Source organism: Kitasatospora sp. NPDC007106 (genome assembly GCF_040634455.1).
In the GTDB taxonomy this organism is placed as follows: domain Bacteria; phylum Actinomycetota; class Actinomycetes; order Streptomycetales; family Streptomycetaceae; genus Kitasatospora; species Kitasatospora arboriphila.
On sequence record NZ_JBEYFP010000973.1, the window covers coordinates 1 to 2,059 of the forward strand.

The following is a 2,059-nucleotide window of genomic DNA, read 5'->3' on the forward strand; positions in this document are numbered from 1 at the left end:
AAATACCGATCACTGACCGGGCCGGGCCGGCGGCGGCCGCCGGGGCCGGACCACCCGGGGGGTGGGGGGTCCCGCCGGCCGGTGGGGGCGACCCGGGGTCGCTCCCACCGGCCGTCGGTGGTGGTGCCGTGCTGCCGTGCCGGCACGGATCAGCCGGGGTTGACGATGACGGACACGCCCCAGCCGATCGCCGCGAGGACGACGGCGAAGCACAGGACGGCGACCGCGACGTGGAGCGGACGGGCGGACGGGGCCCGGCCGGGCTGGTCGCCCTCCCCCGCCGGGGGGTTGAGGACGCGTACGCCGACGGCGAAGAGTGCGGGCAGCCCGGCTCCGGCGAGCAGCCCCACCACGACGATCTTCCAGAGCGCGTTCAGGTTGATCCAGGAGTCCATGCGGCTCACCTCGCCTGCGGGGGATGCGGGACGGCCCGGGGCGGGTCCGACACGTCCTAGTCCGTCCATGCGGCGTTGACGTTCTCCGGGGTCACGGCCGGGCGCCGGGAGGCGACGTAGAAGGCGACCGAGGCCAGCACCAGCACCGCGAAGACGACGCCCACGCCGGCGGTGCCGCCGATCCCGTTCGCGGCCCAGTAGGCGAGGGCGCCGACCACGGCCGCGGCCGGAAGGGTGATCAGCCAGGCCGCCACCATGCGGTGGGCGATGTGCCAGCGCACGACCGCGCCCTGTCGGCCCACCCCCGCGCCGAGGATCGAGCCGGTGGCCACGTGGGTGGTGGAGAGCGAGTAGCCGAAGTCGGTGGAGGCGAGGATGACCGCGGCGGAGGCCGACTCGGCGGCCATGCCCTGCGGCGCCTCGATCTCCACCAGCCCCTTGCCGAGCGCCCTGATCACCCGCCAGCCGCCGATGTAGGTCCCGAGCGCGATCGCCACCGCGCAGCAGGTGATCACCCAGCTCGGAGCGCTCGCGCCGGCGTGCAGCGAGCCGTTGGCGATCAGCGCCAGGGTGATGACGCCCATGGTCTTCTGCGCGTCGTTGGTGCCGTGGGCGAGCGAGACCATGCAGGCCGAGCCGACCTGGCCGAGTCTGAAGCCGTGCCGTCGCGGGCCCTCGGCCGTGCGGCGGGTGATCCGCAGGACGAGGTAGGTGCCGAGCGCGGCGACCGACCCGGCGATGAAGGGCGACAGCGCGGCGGGCACGATCACCTTGGCGACCAGGCCCTGCCATTTGACGGCCGAGGCTCCAGCCGCCGCCATGGTCGCCCCGATCACGCCGCCGATCAGTGCGTGCGAGGAGCTGGAGGGGATCCCGAAGTACCACGTGGTCAGGTTCCACAGGATGCTGCCGACCAGGCCCGCCATGACCACGGTGAGGGTCACGTCGGCGCTGTCGACCAGGCCGCTCGCGATGGTCGCCGCGACCGCGGTCGACAGGAAGGCGCCGACCAGGTTGAGGACGGCGGAGACGGCCACCGCCACACGCGGCCGGAGGGCGCCGGTGACGATGGAGGTCGCCATGGCGTTGCCGGTGTCGTGGAATCCGTTGGTGAAGTCGAAGCCGAGCGCGGTGGCGACCACCAGCGCCAGGACTGCGTCATTGCCGGTCACGTGTACGAACGTAACCGCCAGCCCCCTGCCCCGCTCCGCGACACTCGGGCGTGTCGCCCATCGACGCGCCGATCGTTCGTGCCGGACCCCAGGAGGGCGGCGATGTGGTGACCCGGCGTCACCCGCCCGTCACGGTGTCCCCGTGGCGGTGGGCCACCCGCCACTCGCCGCCCTCGCGGCGGTAGACCTGGGTGGCGCGGAGCACGTACGTCCGCGGCTGCCCGTCGACCGACGTCGACACGTGTTCCAGGCCCGCCGTGTAGGCCAGGTCGCCGACCACGTCGGCGGCGAGCAGTTCGAACCGGTAGGCGGTGCAGTCGGAGAAGCTCGCCTCCAGGGCGGAGAAGAGGTCGTCGACCTGCTCCCGGCCGACCGCGTTGTGCCACGCCCCGAGGATGCTCACGGGCTCCGCCCGCGACCACAGGGCCCTGCGCGGCGCGGCGTCGCCGTCGTGCAGGGCGACTTCCGCCTCGTACAGCGCGGTCCTGACCC

Annotated in this window: 3 protein-coding genes; all 3 read right to left on the reverse strand. The window is 73.7% G+C overall.

Translation table 11 applies throughout. The features are described from left to right. Positions 1-149 precede the first annotated feature (149 nt). Complete coding sequence (locus ABZ641_RS34655) at positions 150-395, reverse strand: hypothetical protein (RefSeq protein WP_344626464.1); 246 nt, start codon at positions 393-395, stop codon at positions 150-152. Between the two features lie 56 nt (positions 396-451). Continuing rightward, a complete protein-coding gene (locus ABZ641_RS34660) occupies positions 452-1,567 on the reverse strand; it encodes an inorganic phosphate transporter (RefSeq protein WP_359988329.1) in 1,116 nt (371 codons plus the stop codon). Positions 1,568-1,685: 118 nt separating this feature from the next. After that, a partial coding sequence (locus ABZ641_RS34665) for a nuclear transport factor 2 family protein (protein ID WP_359988331.1) occupies positions 1,686-2,059 on the reverse strand: 374 nt, incomplete at its 5' end.

Excerpts from the sequence above, each read along its gene's own strand:
- ABZ641_RS34655 (WP_344626464.1), bottom strand. The coding sequence starts at position 395 with ATGGACTCCTGGATCAACCTGAACGCGCTCTGGAAGATCGTCGTGGTG.